The sequence below is a fragment of the Lachnospira multipara LB2003 genome, from assembly GCF_000702205.1.
Classification (GTDB): Bacteria; Bacillota; Clostridia; order Lachnospirales; family Lachnospiraceae; genus Lachnospira; species Lachnospira multipara_A.
Genome location: NZ_KL370871.1, coordinates 48320 through 67425 on the forward strand (window position 1 = coordinate 48320; position 19106 = coordinate 67425).

At 33.0% G+C, this 19106-nt stretch carries 16 protein-coding genes and 1 pseudogene; all 17 read right to left on the minus strand.

Going from position 1 to position 19106, the window contains the following annotated elements; translation table 11 throughout:
* Positions 1–12 precede the first annotated feature (12 nt).
* The 17 genes and pseudogenes from T537_RS0109670 to T537_RS0109750 all read right to left on the minus strand — a co-directional run bounded on the left by T537_RS0109670 (position 13) and on the right by T537_RS0109750 (position 19064).
* Complete coding sequence (locus T537_RS0109670; RefSeq protein ID WP_031557569.1) at positions 13–720, minus strand: ABC transporter permease; 708 nt, start codon at positions 718–720, stop codon at positions 13–15.
* Positions 710–1552: an ABC transporter ATP-binding protein gene (locus tag T537_RS0109675; protein ID WP_031557571.1), complete on the minus strand. Its 843-nt coding sequence runs from the start codon at positions 1550–1552 to the stop codon at positions 710–712. Before T537_RS0109675 ends, T537_RS0109670 begins: the two co-directional genes overlap by 11 nt.
* 133 nt (positions 1553–1685) lie before the next feature.
* Positions 1686–3002: an MATE family efflux transporter gene (locus T537_RS0109680; protein WP_031557573.1), complete on the minus strand. Its 1317-nt coding sequence runs from the start codon at positions 3000–3002 to the stop codon at positions 1686–1688.
* 180 nt (positions 3003–3182) lie between these two features.
* Positions 3183–4463 (minus strand): histidine--tRNA ligase, encoded by a 1281-nt coding sequence (gene hisS / locus T537_RS0109685; protein WP_031557576.1) that lies wholly within the window; start codon positions 4461–4463, stop codon positions 3183–3185.
* Between the two features lie 169 nt (positions 4464–4632).
* Entirely contained in the window at positions 4633–5160 is a 528-nt protein-coding gene (locus tag T537_RS0109690) for a hypothetical protein (RefSeq protein ID WP_031557578.1), read from the minus strand.
* On the minus strand, positions 5147–5815 hold the full coding sequence (locus T537_RS0109695; RefSeq protein WP_031557583.1) for an ATP-binding cassette domain-containing protein: 669 nt from the start codon (positions 5813–5815) through the stop codon (positions 5147–5149). Before T537_RS0109695 ends, T537_RS0109690 begins: the two co-directional genes overlap by 14 nt.
* A 44-nt stretch (positions 5816–5859) precedes the next feature.
* A complete protein-coding gene (locus T537_RS0109700; protein ID WP_051637214.1) occupies positions 5860–6234 on the minus strand; it encodes a GntR family transcriptional regulator in 375 nt (124 codons plus the stop codon).
* A gap of 10 nt (positions 6235–6244) precedes the next feature.
* Positions 6245–6898 carry a hypothetical protein gene (locus T537_RS0109705; RefSeq protein WP_031557587.1) on the minus strand — a complete coding sequence of 218 codons (654 nt, stop codon included), beginning with the start codon at positions 6896–6898 and terminating at the stop codon, positions 6245–6247.
* Positions 6898–7755, minus strand: coding sequence for an ABC transporter ATP-binding protein (locus tag T537_RS0109710; RefSeq protein WP_031557589.1), 858 nt, complete (start codon positions 7753–7755; stop codon positions 6898–6900). The genes T537_RS0109705 and T537_RS0109710 overlap by 1 nt, the downstream gene beginning before the upstream one ends.
* A 795-nt stretch (positions 7756–8550) precedes the next feature.
* Positions 8551–9828 carry a phosphoribosylamine--glycine ligase gene (gene purD, locus T537_RS0109715; protein ID WP_031557591.1) on the minus strand — a complete coding sequence of 426 codons (1278 nt, stop codon included), beginning with the start codon at positions 9826–9828 and terminating at the stop codon, positions 8551–8553.
* Between the two features lie 17 nt (positions 9829–9845).
* Positions 9846–10436, minus strand: coding sequence for a phosphoribosylglycinamide formyltransferase (gene purN / locus T537_RS0109720; RefSeq protein ID WP_027437326.1), 591 nt, complete (start codon positions 10434–10436; stop codon positions 9846–9848).
* On the minus strand, positions 10430–11455 hold the full coding sequence (gene purM / locus T537_RS0109725) for a phosphoribosylformylglycinamidine cyclo-ligase (RefSeq protein WP_027437325.1): 1026 nt from the start codon (positions 11453–11455) through the stop codon (positions 10430–10432). Before purM ends, purN begins: the two co-directional genes overlap by 7 nt.
* A 155-nt stretch (positions 11456–11610) precedes the next feature.
* On the minus strand, positions 11611–12117 hold the full coding sequence (gene purE, locus T537_RS0109730; RefSeq protein ID WP_027437324.1) for a 5-(carboxyamino)imidazole ribonucleotide mutase: 507 nt from the start codon (positions 12115–12117) through the stop codon (positions 11611–11613).
* A 287-nt stretch (positions 12118–12404) separates the two neighbouring features.
* Complete coding sequence (locus T537_RS0109735) at positions 12405–13619, minus strand: sensor histidine kinase (RefSeq protein ID WP_031557593.1); 1215 nt, start codon at positions 13617–13619, stop codon at positions 12405–12407.
* Between the two features lie 3 nt (positions 13620–13622).
* Positions 13623–14342: pseudogene (locus T537_RS13270) on the minus strand (response regulator transcription factor).
* A 33-nt stretch (positions 14343–14375) separates the two neighbouring features.
* Positions 14376–14915 carry a hypothetical protein gene (locus tag T537_RS0109745; RefSeq protein ID WP_031557595.1) on the minus strand — a complete coding sequence of 180 codons (540 nt, stop codon included), beginning with the start codon at positions 14913–14915 and terminating at the stop codon, positions 14376–14378.
* A 264-nt stretch (positions 14916–15179) separates the two neighbouring features.
* Positions 15180–19064 carry a VWA domain-containing protein gene (locus T537_RS0109750; RefSeq protein ID WP_031557597.1) on the minus strand — a complete coding sequence of 1295 codons (3885 nt, stop codon included), beginning with the start codon at positions 19062–19064 and terminating at the stop codon, positions 15180–15182.
* Between the last annotated feature and the right edge of the window lie 42 nt (positions 19065–19106).

The window sequence follows — 19106 nt, forward strand, 5'->3', positions numbered from 1 at the left end:
ACATGTCTTATCTTACGCTGATATGCTTCTTATTATTGACTTTGTATTAAAGCTCTTTATAAACACTAAAAGTACTATCAAAAAATTAACAGCCATCCAAAAAACATCATGTATAGTATAACTACATGTATTCATAACCTTAAATAAGATTCCTGTAAAAAAATACTTAGAGAAAAAATCTATACTTGGTCTAAGTAATTCTATGTTAGGTAAGAAAAATAAAACCAATACTGTTGGTACTGCAATTGGTGCCACATTAGTTTGATTCTTTGCCATTCTACCAATTATCGCTCCTATTTGCATTGATATAATACTTACAACTAGCATAAAAATACATATAATAAAATCATCAAAATTCTTTGTAGCTCCTGCCATATCAAATATAAGAATTCCAGCTATAATAAAGCCTAACAAAACGTATGTTACACCTATAAAGTACTCAATTGAACTTACACCTGACATAACTAGTAATTTCAATGTACCTTTTTCTTTTTCCTCTGCTACAAGAGTAGCCATAACCAACAATGGAACTAATATTACATACATCAGAATAAATGCAGCGCCGTCAGAACTAAAAATGTCACTTGATATCAAATTAGCTATAATATAAATAGCTGGAAAAATAAAGAAAATAAGCATTGTTCTTTTATTTCTCAAAAAATCCATTAGCTGTTTAAACGCCAACGCTTTTATTGTCAATCTTATTTTATTAACTAGCATTTACACCTGACCTCTTTAATTTTATAAAAATATCTTCTAGTGATACAGTTTCTGAATTAATATAAAAAGAATTATTAGACTTAATCGCATCAATTAACTCCTTCTTATCTTTATTTATATCGTATTCGCTTTTAATACCTTCATCATCAATAAAACTTACTCTTTTATTCATTTCGTACTTTTCTTTAATGGCATTTATTTTTCCACACTCAACTAATTCACCATTAAACAAAAAGCCTACGCTGTCACATATATTTTCTACTTCTTGCATATTATGAGAAGTTAGAAAAATAGTTGTTCCTTCGTCTTTTATTTTCAAAAAAATTTCTTGAATATCTTTAGCAGTTGCTGGATCTAATCCTCTAGTTGGTTCATCTAAAAATAAAATTCTTGGAGAGTGTAAGATTCCACGTGCAATCAGCAAGCGTTGTCTCATTCCACTAGATAATTTATAAACCGCCTTATTAGCATCATCTTTTAGACCCACCATTTCTAATTTTTCCATTATATTCAAAGCATTCACATTATGAATCATTGACATTATCTTAAGATTTTCATAGCAAGTTAATCTCTCATATAAACCAATGGAATCCATTACGAATCCTATTTGTTCATAGAATAGCTTTCCTTTAGGTATATCATTAAATACCTTAACCTTGTCTTTTGAAAATAATTGACCTGTTAACAATTTTATTATTGTTGTTTTCCCGGCTCCTGAAGGGCCAATAAGTCCAAAAATTTCTCCTTCTTCTATTTTCAAATTTATATTTTTAAGGATATCTTTCTTTCCATCATAGGAAAAATTAACTTTCTCTAATTCAATAACTGACATTGCTGCTCCTTTAAATAACTATCTATCATAATCTATCCCTAAAAAGAAACAACATCATATTAACACTCAGAAACTACATATCCAATTAAAATTTGATTAAATTCAAAAAATTATTTATTAAATAGCTTTTTGTTTAATTTATTGTCAACTTCTTCTTTAACATCACCACAACATAAATAGCCACAACAAATTCAGCCACTGGAATTGCAATCCACACACCATTAATTCCAAAAATAAATGGAAGTAACATAACTAATAGTCCATTTACAAAGAAGCCTCTAGCAAGGGAAACAACTAAAGATACCCTTAATCTATTAACGGCCTGGAAATAGTAAGTTGAAGCGATGTTAAACATAAGAAATATTAAATCTAGGCAATAAAGTCTAATTGCTCCTGCACCTATTGCATAAACATCGGCTGTAGGTTTCATGTAGATTTTTAAAAGTACATTTGGAAAAGCCATAGCAATTAAGCAAAAGAATATGCCTCCCACAAGGGCAGTTATTAGCATTACTCGTCTTGCTTCTTTTACACGCTTAGCATTTCCTGCACCATAATTAGTTGAAATAATAGCCTGTCCTGACTCACCTACTGCATAACTTGCTGACTGAACTGCTGTTACATATGAGCTAATTACGCCATAAACTGCTAGGGCTGTCTCTCCTGAATAGCGCATAATCTGGTTATTTACAAGGATTGTTACAACGCCAATGGCAATATCTACAATAAAGGTTGCGCTACCTGTAGAAACTACCTGTCTCATTCTCTTTCCTAATTTTAAGTCATTAAAGTTTAGTCTTAGCTTACATTTTTTTGAAAAAATATGACACAATAATATTATTACAAAAATTAGCTGACCTATTGCTGTTGCAAGGCTAGCGCCAAGAATTCCCATATCAAGGCCAAAAACAAAATAAATATCTCCAAACACGTTAAATACACCACCTGCAATTACAGCAACTGTTGTAATGAAGGGCTTTCCATCTACTCTTACAAGAGGAATTAACATTTGTCCTATCACAAAAAGTGGAGATGCAAAGGCTATGTAAAAACAGTACTTAGTCGATAAATCAAGAACTGCGCCTCGACCTCCCGATAAATAAAGTAATTCTCTTGCCCAAAGGTTATATACTATAAAAATAATTGCCGAGGCAATCACTGATAATATCACTGATGTCGTAAAGTATTTATTCGACTCTTCAAATTTCCCAGCTCCTCTTCTATGAGCTAGTAGCACTGAACCACCTATACCAAAACAAATTCCAAGAGCAAACATAATTGACCACATTGGCATAAAGTTAGCTACAGCCGCAGTACCATTAGGACCCTCATATCTACCAATTACAATTGTATCTACTAAGGCATAAATTGAAACTATAAGAGCACTTCCCCATGCGGCCGCTAGATACTTAAAATAAATCTTATTAATCTTTCCTGTTAATAAATCCATAATTACCTCTCATAACTAAAATTTATTCTCTTATCCAATGCTAAACTTAAAAAAAGCGCCGGAAAAGATAAACAGAATAACTCTGTCATCTTATCCGACGCATAATCTTCCTTTACACATCCTCCGATGAACAATAACTATTATACATAATTATTTTTTTATAGCAAGACTTATTTAATTCTACTTTTCCTCGCCAAAGAAGCTGATATCTTCGCCATTGCTTACATTTACAAAGCCCTTATATCCTCTTTCTTCAAGCTTTCCAAGGAACTTACCCATCTTCTTAGGCTTAATATATAATGAGCAGCTCTTACCTTCTTCTCTATATTTTTCAGCAATCTTATATGCCTTAACAACTTCGCCTTCATCATACATAATTGCAATTCTTGTTGGACGAGACTTAGCGTCTACGCCATTTTCCATAAGAATTGAGAAAATTCTTTCAAAACCAATAGAAAAACCAACTGCGCTAACCTGCTGACCTAAGAACTTACCAATAAGGTTATCGTAACGGCCACCGCCTGCAATAGCTCCCTTAAAGTCAATGCTTTCTACTTCAAATACTGTACCTGTGTAATATCCCTGACCTCTAACTAAAGATAAATCAAATACTACATCAAAGGCATTATCATCTCCTGCAGTCATTTCTTTAACTGTGTTAATGATGTACTTTAAGCTATCAGCTGGTGTCTTATCCTCTAAGATTGCCTCAACTGATTCAAGACTGATTTCTGAAGGTGATGAAACTCCTGTTAAGAAGTCAGTAAACTTAGTAATTGCAGCCTCATCAAAAGCCTTCTCTACTAATTCAGCCTTAACTCCATCAAGTCCAATCTTATCCATCTTATCAAATGTAATACATACACTATCTAATTCTTCTTCCTTAAATCCACAATTTGAAAGGAAGGCTCTAAGTAATCTTCTATCGTTAATCTTAACCTTGAAGTTCTTCATACCGATTCTCTTTAAAGCCTTAGTTGTTGTAAGAATTAGCTCAACTTCTGAATCTCTTGAATCAGAACCAATAATATCAATATCGCACTGAACAAATTCTCTTAAACGACCTTTCTGTGGTCTTTCAGCTCTATAAACTCTATCCATCTGGATACATTTCATTGGAAGTGATAACTTATCCTTATTGTTAGCAAAATATCTACTTAAAGGAAGAGTTAAGTCATATCTAAGACCCATATCTGCAAGTACGTTCTCGTTCTTAGATGTAACTCCTGAAGCAATAGCCTTATCAAGCTTATCGCCTCTCTTCATAATCTTAAAAATAAGATTTAAGTTATCTCCACCTTCTGACTTATCAAGATTCTCAATATCTTCAATAGCTGGTGTTGTAATATGTTCAAATCCGTTAGCAACGTATGTATTAAGAATTTCACTCTGTAAATAATCTCTAATTTCAACTTCATTAGGTAGGTAATCGTTAGTACCCTTAACTGATGTAATCTTCATATTTCGGATCCTTTCTTTATTCGTTTATATCTTTCAATAAGCGCCAATGCGCTAAAAAAACTAATCTAATCGCTAATTTATTATTTTAGCGCCTAGTCCAACTTATTTTACAACAAACTGATAAAGATTTCTAGACTTAATTTATCGTGGTAGCAAACTAAATTATACTTTATAACTTCCAACAAAGATAGCAATCTATAAATTCAATAATCAATATTACAATTTGAGATATTAAAACAACTATTATTTTCCCAGGATAAATGGTTACATTACTAACTAATGCTATATAGCAAATTGAAATTAAATATATACCCATTACACAAATTTCAATTTTTAATGTATCTAACAAGCGTAATTTAATATAATTTTTGTAATTAAATGGTGTTAATAACATCAATTGACTCACTCTATTTACCTTTAGTAAACTCAACTGTTTTTGCTGTGTTATCCCCTTATGAAAAACTTGTATTTTTTCACTTGTTAAAAACAATTTTCCAAAATAATAAAGTACAATAGCATAATAAAACGACGCATACATTAAGTCATTTTCACAAGTATAAAACAAGGAAAACACTATAAATAAAATTGAAAAAAAGTAACCCACTACCCTCTGAATAGTTTTATAATCTGCATCTTTATTAACTTCATATAAAAAACCATCTATCTGTCTCATTTCCTCATTTTTAAAGATATTCATAAGCATTCTCCTCTATAGTTTCTTTAAATTCACCAAAAGCTCCATCTTTAATTACTGCGAAGAAATCAGTGTTTCTCTTTATTTCTTCATAATCATGACTAGTTAGTAAAACAGTTAATCCATCAACTAAGCCTTCTCTAATTAAGTCATACATTTCCTTTTTGAAAACTGCATCAAGTCCTGCGCTTGCTTCATCCATAATTAACAATTCCGCCTTGTGGGCAAATGCAAAGGCTAACTGAGCTTTTATCTTTTCACCTCTAGAATAATCCATATAATTAGTGTTTAAATTAATTCCTAATTTTTTTGTCATTTCTTCCCATATTTCTTCATCAAAATTACTATAGGCCATAGAAAAAAGTCTAGCATTTTCAGCCATACTTCTATCATCTATAAAATAAAAATCCTCTGAAATATAGCCTATCTTATTCATTGCAGATCTTCTGTTTTTCTTTATATCAAATCCAGAGAAAAAAATGTCTCCCTTATATGGCCAATTTTCAAAATATATGGATTTAAGAAGAGTAGATTTACCTGCACCATTTTTACCAACTAAGCCGTAAACATAACCTTTTTCAAGGGCAAAATTTATATTTTCTAATTTGAATTTCTTATTTTTTACAGTTACATTTTTAAGTTCAAGTATCTTATTCATAATTTCCTATCCTATCCTTTTATGCTGATTTATTCATGTCCTTTTTAGTCATATAGTGCCTTTATCATCTCAATAAAATCTTCCAAACTTAGTCCTGCAGCCTTAGCTTCAGCTATGACCTCTTGTGACATTTTCTCAATAATCATTAACTGCTTCTCTTTTAAATAGTCTGTATTGTATTCGCAAACGTAAAAGCCCTTACCTACCACTGACCTTACAAGCCCTTCCTTTTCAAGTTCTTCATAGGCTCTTTTTGTTGTAATAACACTTACGCCTAAATCTGCGGCAAGGCGTCTAATTGAAGGTAGTGCTTCATTTGCCTTTAAATCTCCAGAAACTATGGCATTCTTTAACTGCATCACTATCTGCTCATAAATTGCAAGAGTGCCCTGGGGATATATCTTTATTGTCAAATCCATATATTAACCTCTACTTAGCCTTTTTTATTTCTTTATAAGTCATGGCATAATCAAATTCTTCTATTATTTTTTTCTTACAGCTATAAGCCATTGGTATAATGAAAATACACATTATAAGCCACATAAACACATGCACTGATATTCTTGTTTCATAAAACATATCCACCTCAATTAGTTGAGTTATAAAACATGCTACAACCACCATTACAAATCTTACGGAAACATATTCATTAAAGCCCTTTGGTATAATCATAAAACTTAAGATTATTACATTTAATAGCATAAAAGCTGCTGTAAAAATATTAACTCTAGCCATTATTATAACAATGCATAAAGGAATAATTCCTATAATTAAATGTATCATTACAGCAAATAAATAGTTAGATACTATGGTTTTTCTTCTCTCTTCTAATGTCATTGGCAAAAGATAAAATACCTTGTCATAGTTTATTTTGTGAAAAAACATAGAAGCTACAATTAAAAACATGGGTAATAGCACCCCAAATAAACCTAAAAACACTGAGTTTGAAAAAAACTCATCACCATAATCATTCATTCTATCAAAAACTATGATTAGCCATATAAAGCAAATTCCAATGCCACGATCTTTTATTATTTTTCTTAATTTAAAGCCTGATAAATACACTCTTAATCTATCTTTCATTATTCTGCCTCCTTAGTATAAAAATACATAAAGTCTTCAATTGTTACTGGACTAAATTCTAAGTGATTCATGTATCTTTCATCTAAATCCTTATTGATTAAATCCATATCAAACATAGCCCTTGTAGAATAGTTATTTACTTCCTTTGATAAAAGAGCTTTCTTAGTTAATCTATCTATATAGAATTCTTCTCCTACTGCTAACTTATACTTATCTCTAAAGCTTTCTAAATCTCCCATAAAGACTTTCTTTCCTTCATGAATAAATAATAGGTAATCGCCTAATCTATCTATTTCAGAAGTTATATGAGTTGCAAATATAACTGTATGTTTACCATCTGACATTAACTTATTTATTTCTTCATGAAATGCCTTCTTAAATTCTGGATCAAAGTTAGCCGTTGGCTCATCGAGAATTAAATATTTAGGTCTTGTACTAATTGCAAATGCAAACTGTACTTTTAACTTCTCACCTCTTGATAACTTATCAATAGCAATATTAGGATTAACTCTATACTTATTAAGTAAACATAGAAAACTAGTCATATTAAATCCTGTATAATATCTCCCATATATAAGGCCATTTTCCTTAGCTGTACAATACCCATCTAATAAACCATCTTCAGATACTAAGGCGATTCTAGCATATATGGCTTTATCATCTTTCCCATATTCTAAGCCATCTATTACTACTTTGCCCTCATCCGGACTCGTTAAACCTGTTATTAAATTAAGTAAGCTTGTCTTACCAGAACCATTCCTACCAATAAGTCCACATATATATCCTTCAGGGATTTCAAGAGACATATTAAGTTCCATAGCACCAAGCTTCTTCTTTAAATCCTTAATTTCTATCATATAAACTCCTTCTTGTTTGTGTAGTAGTATTGCAGCATTTGTTGCAATATCTAACAGCTGTATTCGCTGTGTGCATCTACTGTATATATTAATATATACACTCTATAAACAGATATATCAAGGGGGTGGTGTAGTGGGGAGTGTGATTGGTAAGTCATTTTTTCCATATGTCGTCATTAACTGTTCTATGTCTCTTTAATTCTTATAATATCTTAAACACTACATGCAAAACGCTCTTTTTCTTTAGTTGACCGTATGTGATAAAGTTTAAGATTTTTAAGTCCTACAGGTGATTCACCAAGAATTCTAATTTGACCGTATTTACCTGTATAGCCTTTCAACTCTCTCTACAGTCAATCTATAAAAAACCATAAATTGACTGTATTCTTTAAAGAATGATTAGCAAGTTAGATTAGTTCCACTACAATCAACTTACCATTTTTCCAGAATTACCCGTAGCTTATTAAATTCTTTTTATTACCCCACTACAGTTAAACTCTAGTTTTTCTTACTTTACCTGTAACTATTTAAAAATTAAAGTAAGTTTGATACCCCCAAATCTATAAAATAATCCCATTGACTGTATAGCCTACAAAAACTTGCTTTCCATTTACAGGTAAAAACGGAAACTGCCTAAATTGCCTGCAAAAATTTCCAGCCGCCTTCAGTCCCAACGCACAGCAACTCCTATTTCACACTTCACTCCCAAACAAACCCCAACTCACACTACTCCTACTCCCCAGCCCAATAAAAAAAGAGTGGCTGCCTTGCAGCCACTCTCACCTAAAGCCTTTATTACATATTCTCTACAGCCTTAGCTATATCAGTTCTCATGTACTTGTTCTCAAACTCAACCCACTGTGTTGCCTCATAAGCCTTGCGTCTAGCTTCCTTTAGACTCTTACCTAGAGCTGTTACACCAAGAACTCTACCGCCGTTTGTTACGATCTTACCTTCTTCATTAAACTTAGTTCCAGCGTGGAATAGGATGTAGTCATCCTTTCCTTCAAACTTCTCCATACCCTTGATTTCAAAGCCCTTCTTGTATGAAACTGGATAGCCATCAGATGCTAATACAACACAAACACAAGCATCATCAACAAATTCTAAGTCAATCTTATCAAGTGTTCCATCAATACATGCCTCGAATACATCAACAATGTCATTCTTCATTCTTGGAAGTACAACCTGAGCTTCTGGATCACCAAATCTAGCATTATACTCTAATACTCTTGGTCCCTTTGGTGTAAGCATAAGGCCAAAGAAAATAACTCCCTTAAATTCTCTGCCTTCCTTAGCCATAGCATCTACAGTTGCCTGATATACATACTTCTTGCAGAAATCATCAACTTCATCTGTATAGAAAGGTGATGGACAGAAGTTACCCATACCGCCTGTATTTAAGCCTTCATCATTATCTTTAGCTCTCTTATGATCTTGCGCTGAAGCCATAATCTTAATAGTCTTACCATCTACGAAAGAAAGTACTGAAACTTCGCGACCTGTCATGAATTCTTCAATTACAATTCTATCGCCTGCTGAACCAAACTTCTTATCAAGCATAAGTTCATCAACACCAGCTAGAGCCTCTTCCTTAGTTTCACAGATTAAAACACCCTTACCTAGGGCCAAGCCATCAGCCTTAAGTACGATTGGGAATTCTGCCTCTTCTTCTAAGTATTTCTTAGCTGCGTCTGCTGAATTAAATGTTTCATAAGCAGCTGTTGGAATATTGTATTTCTTCATTAAGTCCTTAGAAAATGCCTTACTACCCTCAAGGATTGCTGCATTCTTTCTAGGTCCGAAAACTCTAAGTCCTTCCTTCTCGAATTCATCAACAATACCGCCAACTAAAGGATCATCCATACCAATAACTGTAAGGTCAATTTCCTTCTCCTTAGCAAAAGCTACTAGCTTATCAAATTCCATAGCCTTAATATCAACGCATTCTGCAAGACTTGCAATACCTGCATTACCTGGTGCACAGTAAATCTTATCAACCTTAACACTCTTAGATAATTTCCAACAAATTGCATGCTCTCTTCCGCCGCTACCTACAACTAAAACCTTCATAATTTTCCCTTCCCAAGTTAACTATTCAAAGCTATCTTATTAATTGCTGCTGGAAGTAACTTCCATTCAGCCTCTTCCATTATTCTTCTTTGTAGTGTTTCTGGAGTATCATCATCCTTAACCTCAACGGCCTTTTGGAAGATAATTTCTCCTGTGTCCATGCCTTCATCTACGTAGTGAACTGTAGCTCCTGAAACCTTAACTCCCTTAGCAAGAGCTGCTTCATGAACCTTAAGTCCATAGTAACCTACTCCACAAAATGATGGAATAAGTGATGGATGGATATTAATGATTCTATGAGAAAATTCATGAACCATCTTTTCTGGAATTCTAACTAAGAAACCTGCAAGTACTACTAAATCAGTTTCAAGCTCCTTAACCTTAGCTAAAAGTGCATCGTTAAAGATTTCTCTTGATTCATAATCCTTAGGAGAAATGCAAAAGCTAGGAATATTAGCTTTTTTTGCTCTCTCTAGGGCATAAGCTCCTGCATTATTAGAAATAACACCTACAAGCTTAGTATTCTTAATTGTTCCATTATTAACTGCATCTATAATTGCTTGAAGATTAGTTCCGCCACCTGAAACTAAGACCGTTACTCTTAGCATACAGTAACTCCCTTCTCGCCTTCTTCAATCTGACCGATTACGTAAGCTTCTTCGCCTGCTGCCTTTAGAGCCTCTAATGTCTTATCAGCATCTGCTGGATCAACTGCAAGAACCATACCAATACCCATGTTAAATGTGTTATACATGATCTTTTCTTCGATGTCACCGTCATTTTGAAGCATCTTAAAAATTGCAGGTACTTCATAAGAATCCTTCTTAACTACAGCTCTTACACCATCGTGGAGCATTCTAGGAATATTTTCATAGAAACCACCACCTGTAATATGTGAGCAGCCCTTAATCTTAACGCCAGCATTCTTAACGCTCTTTAAAGCCTTAACATAAATCTTAGTTGGAGCAATTAAAGCCTCACCTAAAGTCTTTCCAAGGGCATCATAATATGTATTAAGAGATTCTTCTGTGATTGTGAATACTGAACGAACAAGTGAGAAACCATTTGAGTGAACACCGCTTGATGTAATACCAATAAGTGTATCACCAGCCTTAATGTCCTTACCTGTAATTAAATCCTTCTCATCAACGATACCAACTGCAAAACCAGCTAAATCATATTCATCAACTGGATAAAAACCTGGCATTTCTGCTGTTTCACCACCAATAAGTGCACATTCTGACTGAAGACATCCTTCAGCTACACCCTTAACGATTGTAGCAATCTTCTCAGGTTCGTTCTTACCACATGCTACATAGTCAAGGAAGAATAAAGGTTCTCCACCTGCACAAGCAATATCATTAACGCACATAGCAACACAGTCAATACCTACTGTATCATGCTTATCAAGTGTGAAAGCAATCTTAAGCTTTGTACCAACACCATCTGTACCTGAAACTAATGTAGGCTTTTCCATCCCCTTAAACTTCTCTAATGAGAAAGCTCCAGAAAATCCGCCAAGACCGCCAAGTACTTCAGGTCTCATTGTCTTAGCAACGTGCTCCTTCATAAGTTCTACTGCCTTGTAACCTGCCTCAATATCAACACCAGACTTTTTGTAATCCATTTTTCTACCTCATTCTTTTTAATTTATTTTTGCCCATTTATTAAGCAAATGTGTTCTAAATTTTTGTTTTTAAAATTCTTTTAATCCTTCATAAAAATTATTTTGTTTAATCAGCCCAAAGCTTAATTATCTTGTTTAATTAGCCAAAAGCCTAATTACTTTGTGTAATTTTTATATCCTACTTCTTGAAGCTTTGCGTCCTTTGCTTGTACGCCTTCCTTCATTTCTTTAGTATAGTCCTTTAATTTTGATAATAATTGTGAATCAGATGTTGCTAAGATCTTAGCTGCGAGAATACCTGCATTAGCACCTCCATTAATTGCAACTGTTGCAACTGGAATGCCTGAAGGCATCTGTACGATTGAATATAATGAATCTCTTCCACCTAGGGAAGTTGTATGCATTGGGATACCAATAACTGGCATAGGGAAAATAGCTGCGCACATACCCGGTAGGTGGGCTGCCATACCTGCTCCTGCAATAATAACTTTAAACCCTTTCTCCTCTGCAGTCTTCGCGTATTCAAAAAATACGTCAGGTTCTCTGTGGGCTGAGATAATTGTCATTTCATATGAAATGCCGAACTTCTCTAGGATATCTGCTGCCTTAGCCATAACAGGCATATCAGAATCACTACCCATGACAATTCCAACTAATGCCATAGTCTTCGTTCCTCCTAAATTTTAATTATATTGACCATTCGGTCTTTTTCTTTCATAATCTTGCCTTAGTAAATTTGGCATAAACAAGCAAAAAAATTATTGCCTGTACAAAAATTATGGTGCCTAGTGCCTTATTTAATGCACCAAACACCATAATATTGTACTTGCTTTTATTATGAAGGTCAAGGCGAAACCATCCCCATTTGTCCTTTTTTTTCAATCATTTTCAATCAAACTAATTCATTTTATTTTTCCATGATATGAAGAAAAATCGCTTTTTTAGTTATCTACTTAAATGAAACCATAAATCTTGTGCCAAATTCAGGTCTTGATAAAACTTCTATTTTGCCTTCGTGGGCATCCACTATCCACTTTGCAATTGAAAGTCCTAGTCCAGAACCACCAGTAGTTGAATTTCTAACTTCATCAGATCTATAGAATCGCTCAAAAATATGGGATATCTCACTATTATTCATTCCAATACCCTCATCTTGTATTAAAAATCCAGCACCTTCTTTATACACACCAATCCTTATAACTGAGTGACTTTCTGAATATTTAGCTGCATTTTGTAAAAAGATTCTAGCCGCCTGCTTTATCATGCCATAATCCCCATTAATCTTGTGAAACTTATTATCTAATACTGCGAATTTTTCCTTGGGATCTTCTATGTCTGCTGTCTTTTTTATTAATTTCTCAATTTCGTCTATATTATCTAGTCTGTAAATATGCTCTTCATCAACCATTAAGGATTCTTCCCAAATCTCATAAAGCATTTCCTCTATATAAAAATCTCGTCTATTAAGAATATTTCTGCCACTATCTCCCCTTGCTAGGAAAAGTAGCTGTTCTATTAGCTCTTTCATATGATCAGATTCATTTTTTATAGCATTTACTGACTCTTCTAGAATTTCTCTATCATCCTTTCCCCATCTATCTAACATGTTAACATAGCCCTGAATTACCGCTATTGGGGTTCTTAGTTCATGAGATGCATCCGATACAAAACGAGCCTGAGAATTTTTAGCTTCCTGCAACCTTCTAATTAAACTGTTAATGGCAATTTCTAAACTTTCTAAATCCTTATCTCCTAGTTTAATACTTGTAACTGTCTCATCTGCTGCATTTAACACTTCTTCTAAATGATCAAGGGAGGCTTGGTTTGCGCTTTTAGCTAGAACCTCTGCCTGAATCGCCAAATCATTTAATGTCCTTAACTGCTTTCTAATTATCTTGGTATTAAAAAGACTTTCCACAAGAAAAATAAACTCTGCAATTAATATAATCACGCCTATTTCAACATAATTATCATAAAAATCACAAACCTGCTTTATATCCACACTAAAACCTGATGTTTTAAAATTCTGATAAAAAAACAATGCAAAACTTGCTATTAATATCCCCATATCCATTACAATCACTAGCTTTAATGTATGTAACCATACTCTAAAATTTATTTTTCTTGCAACGGAGCTCTGTCTTTTATTCTTATCATTTTCCATAGACTATTCCTTTATTACATACCCAACACCACGCACGGTTTGTATTAATTTTATGCCATATTTATCATCAATTTTAGTTCTCAAGTATCTAATGTAAACATCTATTATGTTAGTTTCTCCGTAATAATCATATCCGCATACCTTATTAAGTAGTTGTTCCCTATTTAATACTATGTTTTTGTTCTCCATTAAGCACTTTAACAGCTCAAACTCTCTATTGGTAAGCTCTACTATATCTTGTCCCACCTTTACTTCATGTCTTAAAATCGATAATGAAACATTCTTTATTCTAAGAATCTCATCCTCTGCTATAATGGAGTTTTCCTTATTGCTTTCTCTTTGTTAACTATCTTTATTATCACTTGCCTTATGCTTTATTGCTACACGAATTCTTGCTAATAATTCCTCTATGGCAAAGGGCTTTGTTATATAATCATCTGCTCCTGCATCAAGGCCTGAAACCTTATCCATCACAGCGTCTCTTGCAGTTAACATAATAACTGGTGTGTTTTTTTGTAATCTTAAACGACGTAATACTTCCAAGCCGTTTAAACCTGGAAGCATTACATCAAGTAATATTAAATCAAAGTCCATTTCAAGGGCTAAATTAAGTCCTTCTCTACCATCTACACATGTCTGTACTTCATATCCTTCGTGTCCTAATTCTAGCTCTAAAAATCTAGCTATCTTAACCTCATCCTCTACAATTAGCACTTTGCTCATAACTAAATCCTATTCTTTCTTTATTCTTTAAATCTAGTTGTTGATTTTGTTTTTTAAATCATCAACTTTATCTGCGCATTTATCGCACATTTCATTAACATCCACACTTACCTTGCCAATCCCAACAAAACTATATCTTATCTCGAAAAATAATCCTATAATCATTAATGGAATAACAACCCAAAATGCAAAAATTAATAATAAAACAAGGAAAAAAACTGGAATCTTAGCTATTTCTCTGTCGTGTTTTTTTACTAATAAACACACCTCAAAGGATTTGTCTAATACTTTCTTACACCATCTGCATAATGAGGAAAATACATCACTAAATTTTTCATCCTTAACCGAATTCTCATAATTAGCCTGAGCTCTTGCAAATTGTTCGTCTGTTTTATTTTCACCTTTTTCAACTGTATAAAAGGCAGTTTGACCTTTGTTAATTTTACCCATTCTTTCAAGGTAACAAATTGCATCCAAGATATCCTCATTACTATTTTCAAGGGCTATCTTAGCATCTTCATAGCTAACACCTGTCTTTTCAATGATTTTTTCGACCTTTTCTAACTTATCCATATCTTATCTCCTTTATTCTAAATTTATTGTATATTTATTATTTGCTAAAGTCCATATTTTTATGAATTAACTTAGAGTTGTTATTATATGGCTCCTTAGCTTGTATTTAGAATAAAGCAGTTATATTAATGCTAAATTTAGCAAAGATTAAAATTACATTAAAAAAGCAAGAAAAAAGGACCTGCTAAGTTAGCAGGTCCCTCTCCCTTACTAAAAGATATATTTTGTGTGGGTACACTATATACATCTCTATGTTAGTTTGCTTTAGTCTTCCTTACTTGATTTCTTTGATGTAATGACTACTAAAGCTCCAGCAAATAACATTATTGCCATGAAGTATATCATTCTAGTTCTGTTGTTATCGCCTGTCTGTGTTGTGTCAGCTGCAACATCTCCAACATCTACTATAGCTTCTTCTGCCGCAACCTCTCCAATATCTACGAAATCTTCATCTGCTGCAATTTCTCCAATATCTTCTGTTGGTGCTGGCTTTGTAACTACGTCTTCATCTGCTGCAACTTCTGTAGTTGGCTGTGGATTTGTTGGTTTTTCTGTTGGAACTTCCTTGATAGTGTAGTAAACCTTAATTACATTGTCTTCTACATTATCTGAAACTCCTAATCCTAAACCTTCTACTGATGAGAATTCATATCCATCCTTAATCTTATCTTCGTATGAGTTAACCTCTAATCCATAATATTCAGGATTTGTTTCTGTTAATTCTTCATCTAACACATTATCGAAATAATATTCAACAGTCACATCAAATTTACCTAACTGATAAGTAATATTAATTTCATTATCAACTTTATTTACTCCTAATTTATCTGGTCCTTCTACAAGAACCTCATTTGTATAACCTCTTTCAGGCATGTTCTTATCTACATCTACATTAATGCTTGTAACTCTTGCGCTTCTTCTAAGGATTACGTTATCAACTGTTTCGTAGTTAACTGTTGCTTTATTCATTGCCATACCAGTTAATGTTTCAATTGACTCTACTTCTAATTCCTTTGTTTCAGTATTTAATACCTGTTTAAAGTAGTTAATTGTATACTCAACATCTGCTAAATCAAATGTTACATTTACAATATTCTTATCTGGATTGTATGTTACTTTACCATTTCCTTCTGCATCAAGTTCTGCTACGCCTTCAGCCTCATAACCCTCTAAAGTTTCCTTGTAATCTTCTCCAAGATCACTTGCCTTTGTTACATATGGAATATCACTCTCAAATTCTGCTTTATCTTCTACTGTTAAAAATGCCTCTTCATTATCAATTAAGAAGTAATTAACTGTATACTTAAAGCTATCTTTTTCATAAAGGACAATTACTACATTATCCTCTAAATTCTCTGAAACTACTGTTGCACTGCCTGCCTGGATTTCACCATCCTTATATCCAAAGTCTGGTTTTTTAGCATTAATTGCATCTGTAATATCAATTCCTTCACCATATGTAGCTTCTGCATATACTGGATCACCAATTAAATTATTATCTTCTACTGTATCTTTATAGTACTTAATTGTATAACCAATTACTGCCTTAGTATAGATTACATTTACTACATTATTGTTAATGTCAGCTGTTACAATCTTAGCACTTGTAGCTTCATCTACTACGCCATCGTTATAACCTTCTTTTGGTTCTGGCTTCTTAGCATTTAACTCTTCATCAGTAAGTTTAATCTCACTTTCAAAGATTGCATTTTCATTTATTACGTCATCACCAATTTTATTGTTTTCATTAACGCTACCATCATAATATCTAATAATATAACCAACTTTTGCTTTATTTGAATAAAGAACTGTAATCACATTATCAGCTTCGTTAGCACTAATCGTAAGGTCTCCAGAAACAATACCTGCTTCATAACCATCTGGCTTAGCATATGTATTATCTACGTCTGCTGCTAAAATCTTATCTCCAAAAGTTACTGCATCTTTATTAACTGTTGCTAGAAGATACCCATCCTGATCTTTAATTTCATCCTTATAGTACTTGATTACATATTTGAATGCATCCTTTTCATATACTACATTAACTACATTAAGATCTGCATCTTCTGTTATTGTACCGTTTCCACCTTCACTATAAGAAACTGTTCCATTAACCTTGTAACCTTCTGGTGCCTTACCTTCTACATCTACTGGAATTTGTGTTCCAAATTCTCCTACTCCTGTAACTGGAGCACCTATTAAATTACTTGGTGCAATTGAATCTTTATAGTAATTAACTTCATATGGTAACTGTGTCTTTGTATCATATACTACATTAACTACGTTAAGTGAATCATCAATATTTACTACCTTAGCGCTTCCCTCAGCAATTACGCCAGTATTATAACCAGCTGGTCTAAACTGACCTAATAGACTAGCATTAAGTGTTATATCTGATCCTACTTCCATATTAACAAGTGATTCTTTATCTGTTCCAAGGAGTTCACCTTCAAGTGAATCCTTATAGTAGTTAATTACTACATTGCTCTTAGTCTTCTCATAGTACTTAATTGTTACTTCTTTTGTAGGTGTTACCTTACTTGTAATAACATCTACGCTATTGTTTGTTGTTGTGTTACCTTCGTATTCAATTCCTTTGAATACTAATTTGTCAGCAGTTAGGTCTTTTGCTGTAACTGTGTGTCTTCCAAATGTTGTGTTTACAAATTCATTACTTAGAGTATCATTTGAATTTACATACTCTGTGCTAATATCACCTACCTTATTTCCATTCTCATCTACCTTAATTGAATTAACTTTAATAGAAGCTTTTGTAATTCCTGCCATAGGAATTGGGAATTCTTGTGTTGCTTCTTCTCCCTTATTGTTAATATAGCTTATTGTTGTTGTTTTATTAGTTGGATATGTTTCATCCTCATTCATTGAATCTAACATATCTGGATCTACTACAATTCTATAAGTTAATGTTGCTGGTACGCCTTCATAAATTGTACCTATATTCCAAGTTAAACTATCTGTTTCCTCGTTATATGCTACATCTCCCTGTGATTTAGATATAACACTATCAACTGTCATTCCCTTTAAATTAAAGCACTCACCCATTGGATCCGTTACTACAGCTGATTCCGCTGCATTTCTAATCTTACCTGCAATTGTACTAAATGCTTCACTAATGCTTTGTGCACTATCTGTTGCATACATTACATAATCATCACCTGATGTAAATCCCTTTAAAATTTCCTGTGTACTAGTTGTTAATCCAACACCTATACCATAGATTTCTGCCCCGCTATCCTTAATTAAGTCAGCTTCATAATCTGTTGCTTTCACAATAACATTCTTTATGTTTGCATATTCTGGTGCTTCATTATTATGTTCACATATTCTATCACTTTCAGGAATTGCTCTATATAATTCATGTATCGATGAATTACCTTTTCCCATAATTGCATCATTATCATAAACAATTTCTGTTATTTCATATTCGTCTACATCATTTAAATATGTTATATATTGTCTTCCTGTATTATACACATCAATATATCTACTACCAGAACCTGTACTAAAATGTTTTGAATTACCAGCTCTACAATAATTATTAATATCAAGAGAAATACTCTTAATACCATATGCGTAAGTAGGTTCTCCATCTGTCATAAGCATTACATATTTTCTATCTGCATCTGACGCTTCCAAAATCTGTCTTGCTTCATATAATCCTGCATGAATATTTGTACCTGTATTGCTATCAATTGTTAAATTATCAATTGCAGTTAATAAAGCATTAAGCGTATCCTTTGTATATGTACCTTTATTGCTATAATTTTTTCCATATGTTACAAGAGAAACTGTTGTAACCTCATTTGCTAATAATGCAGAAGCAGCGCTCTTTGCTGCGTTTCTTACATTTTTAATTTTATCACCTAACATACTTGTTGAAAGATCTATTACCATTACTACTTCTGTTGTTGTAATAGCTTTCTTACCTGAAACACTAAGGGTAATGTCCCATGTATTATCTTCGCCTTCAACTGCCTCAGCAACTTTATTTAATGTTAAAAGTGAAGTATCTTCTGCTGAAGCAACTATTGTTCCAATTGCTCCAAATAGTGTTGTCAAAATCATTACAGCACTAATAAGTATACTAATATACTTTTTAACTTTGAGTTTCTTAAATATCTTCGCCATATTTCATCCTCCTTAACATAGTCACCCACTACTTTCTTTTGT